At 56.4% G+C, this 3228-nt stretch carries 3 protein-coding genes; all 3 read left to right on the top strand.

Annotated features, from left to right (window positions below):
- The first annotated feature begins 269 nt into the window (after positions 1–269).
- The 3 genes from Q7514_RS33050 (at position 270) to Q7514_RS33060 (ending at position 3201) form a co-directional block, all read left to right on the top strand.
- Positions 270–1409: a tyrosine-type recombinase/integrase gene (locus tag Q7514_RS33050; RefSeq protein ID WP_408016231.1), complete on the top strand. Its 1140-nt coding sequence runs from the start codon at positions 270–272 to the stop codon at positions 1407–1409.
- A complete protein-coding gene (locus tag Q7514_RS33055) occupies positions 1406–1741 on the top strand; it encodes a helix-turn-helix domain-containing protein (protein WP_132476141.1) in 336 nt (111 codons plus the stop codon). The genes Q7514_RS33050 and Q7514_RS33055 overlap by 4 nt, the downstream gene beginning before the upstream one ends.
- Positions 1742–2148: 407 nt before the next feature.
- The gene (locus Q7514_RS33060; RefSeq protein ID WP_330137383.1) at positions 2149–3201 is read left to right on the top strand and encodes a hypothetical protein; all 1053 of its coding nucleotides are present in this window, start codon (positions 2149–2151) and stop codon (positions 3199–3201) included.
- Positions 3202–3228 lie beyond the last annotated feature (27 nt).

Genomic DNA, 3228 nt, shown 5'->3' on the forward strand with positions numbered 1-3228 from the left:
GAGGGTCACGAGTCGTAGAACATGCGAATTCATGAACTCCACCATTTTGGGCCACGACGATCCGTCTGAATTGACCACTCATATAGACGCTGAGCTGCGAATTTAATGGCCGGGTTGTTCTACAGGACTCTCGTTGACCTGATGCTGCGCCCTCTCGTAGGGACATACTCGCGGGGCAGCCACCCGCGTCTGCAGTCTCCTGGCCTGGAGATCTTGACCAAGATTCGCAGTTTATGCGAATATCTCGCGGATGATGCGAGGAGGTTTTCGTGGGGCGTTCGGATCGCCGTGGGCCTGGCACTGCTTCGCTGCACCTTGCTGGTGGCGTGGCACTGTTACGGCCTGAAGAGCAGGTTTTTCAGGCCATGCTCGACGGATGGCGAAACCAGCAGCTCAGTCGCAATCTCGGTTTCGGTACTGTCAATTCGCGCGAAGCGATCGTTCGCCGATTTCATACTTTCGCCGGTGCCGAGCCTTGGGAATGGTCCGCTGCCCATGTCGACGACTTCTTCACGGAACTCCGGGCAATCCGCGGCTTGACGCAGAGCACGCTCCTGGGCTATCAACTGGCGCTCCGGACGTTCCTGGCCTATCTCGTCGATCCGGCGTACGGATGGCCGGAGGAATGCCAGGACCGATTCGGAACCCACCCGACCCAGGTCTGCCACGAATGGAATACAGCTCGCCACACCCAGGACGCGATTGCTCAGCCGAAGAAGCGTGCCCTGACATGGAATGAAGTGCAGGACCTTTTCGATCATGCGGACAACCGTGTCGAACGCATCCTGTCCGAGGGAAGGAAAGGAGCCGTCGCGGCCTTGAGAGATGCGGTGTTACTTAAGGTTTCCTATGCCTGGGGGCTCCGAAGAAACGAAGTTCGCATGCTCGATACGATCGACTTCGGGTTCAATCCGAAAGCTCCCTCTTATGGCCAGTACGGGGTGTTATATGTGCGCTACGGGAAGGCAATGAAAGGCTCCCCACCGAAGCGTCGAAGTGTGCTCACCATCCCGGAGATGGATTGGGCGGTCGAGAGCCTTGTCCAATGGATCGAAGATGTCAGGCCTCAGATATCCGGGGAGGACAACCCCGCGCTCTGGTGCACAGAACGCAGCAACCGCATCGCCCTGGGCTCGGTGTCCAACAAATTCAACCAGTTCCGGAATGAACTCGGCTTCGTATCGGGCGTCGACTTCCATTCCCTCCGTAGGTCCTACGTGAGCCATCTCATTGAATATGGCTATGAGGCGCGATTTGTCCAGGAGCAAGTTGGGCACGAACATGCGAGTACGACGTCGATATACACGGATGTATCATCCGACTACCGCAAACGTGTCGTTCAGAACGCCTTGGAACGAATTGCAGGAAGAGCAGTCCGGCAGGGCCGGAACGAGGAGGCAGAACCGTGAAGCGACGAGTTGAATACTCATGGCGTCTCCGGGAAATTATGGCAGCGAGGGGTCTGAACAATATTTCGGATATTATGCCGCTGTTGATCGAGCGCGGAATCGACCTCTCCCCGTCTCAACTATATCGAATGCTCGGCCAGCGGCCGGATCGAATCTCCCTCGCTCTGCTGGGTGCGATATGCGATGCGCTCGAATGCTCAGTTGAGGATCTTTGTCAGTTCCGAATCGAGGCGGCCTCGAGCCGTAAGCGGGTGGCAGCCGGCGACAGTGGCGTAGTGGACCTGAACAGCACCATCAGGCCGAAGCGGGCGCGGATTCGTCCAGCGGAGTAAAGATGTCGGCGACAATATGCGTCCGGTGCGATCGTCATGTTCGACATTACCGGCGGTGGCCGGAAGGCGTGGTGTGTAGCCGGTGCTACCACCGTGCAGTAGGCAGACGTGGAATGTGCCCGGGATGCCGGCATGATCGCCTTCTTCCGGGATTGGACCCGGCCGACGGCCGGCCGATCTGCACGGATTGCGCAGGAATACCGCGGAGCTTCTACTGCATTCGGTGCGAGAACGAGGACCATCTCTTTCGCCGACGGATGTGCGTTCGTTGTTGCGTGAAAGAGGATTTGAATACTCTCCTCGATGACGGGTCCGGGACCCTACGTAAGGAACTCATCCCCTTCTACGATGCGGTCACCCAGCAACCCCGGCCCATGAGCGCGATAATCTGGCTCCGGAATGAACATGTGACCCAGTTCCTCCGCAGCCTGGCCCACGGCGAGTCGCCGATCGCTAATGAGACATTCGAAAACTACGGAGAATACTCGAAGATCCGGCACTTGCACCAACTCTTCACAAAACTGGGTATTGTTGAATACAAGGACCAAAATCTCCTCATTTTTACTCGCTGGCTCGATCGCAAGATGGATAAATGCGATCTGAATGACGAGCACACCAAGGTTGCCCGGCAGTATGTCAGATGGTATCACCTGAGAAGGCTGCGAGAGCTTTCCGACAGGACAAACCTGACAGAGGGTCATGTCAGAACCTCGAAACAGGACACGACCGTAGCGCTAAATTTCCTCGGTTGGCTCGAGGAGAAGTCGATTTCACTCAGTCAATGTCGCCAGGCGCACGTCGACGAATGGTTCGCTACCGGGAATACAACACGGTCACGTGTGAGAAGTTTTGCAAAATGGGCGGTCCGCAATCAATATCTTCCCAATATCGAACTTCCAGGTGGGGCCACATTTCGGGCTCCTGGTATCGATCAGGGCAAGCGGCTGGCTCTCCTCGCGGACTTGCTCGAGAACGAGGAAATACCGTTGTTCTGTCGTGCTGCCGCCATCCTATTTCTTCTTTACGGCCAGCCGATAACACGGTTGGTTCGCCTCACGATCAACGACATTACAACGAATGTAGACGTCACCGAGATCCTTCTCGGTGATCATCCTGTTCTGATTCCGAACCCATTTGACGAGATAATACTCCGATATGTGCGGTCAAGGCCGAATATAAACACCGCAGGCAATGCCGACTCACCTTACTTATTTGTTGGATTCCGTCCTGGTCAGCCGCTCAATGCCAACTATCTGATGAGACTGCTCAGAGACCACGGAGTCGAGTTGCGGGTAATGAAGGCGGCGGCTCTGCGAGACCTGGTCCAAGAGATGCCACCGGCGGTCGCGGCTCGAGTACTCGGATTCAAGACGGCCTCGTTGGAGCCACATGCGGCTCAAGCCGGCATGACATGGGCTTCCTACCCGGCACTCCGCCGTGCTACACCGAAGAACTCATGATCTTCGAATACGTGATCACACCGGTAT

The organism is Rhodococcus artemisiae (assembly GCF_036327795.1).
GTDB lineage: Bacteria > Actinomycetota > Actinomycetes > Mycobacteriales > Mycobacteriaceae > Rhodococcus > Rhodococcus artemisiae.